Here is a 383-nt window from a genome sequence, read left to right as displayed (position 1 = left end):
CCTAACTTTTGTAATGAAGGTTAGGAGGAAAACATAGGTGAAAGACGTGAGAGATTGGATAACCGTAAAACGAATGCATGAAAGGGGTATACCTATAAGACAAATTGCTAGAGAATTAAAGATTTCAAGAAATACTGTTAAAAGATTAATTAAACTTAATGAAGAACCACATTATAAAAAAAGACAATATGAAACAAAGATAGATTCTCATATTGAAGAAATTAGAACATGGTATCTTGAGCCTGAATATAACTTTATTGGCACTAGAATTTACCGTGAATTAAAGAAGCGTGGTTATGAAGGTAGCATATCACCAATTTATAGATACTTAAATACACTTAAGGAAGAGAAGTTATCAATTCCTTTAAAAGCAACTAAGCGTA

At 30.5% G+C, this 383-nt stretch carries 1 protein-coding gene; it reads left to right on the top strand.

The features are described 5' to 3' along the window. Positions 1-37: 37 nt before the first annotated feature. On the top strand, positions 38-383 hold a 346-nt coding region (locus tag GXK56_RS27565; RefSeq protein WP_160693498.1), incomplete at its 3' end, for a helix-turn-helix domain-containing protein.

The sequence above is a fragment of the Clostridium sp. C2-6-12 genome (assembly GCF_009928485.1).
GTDB lineage: Bacteria > Bacillota > Clostridia > Clostridiales > Clostridiaceae > Clostridium.
The sequence above is the reverse complement of the archived record's forward strand: the minus strand, read 5'-3'. Positions and strand labels throughout refer to the sequence as shown.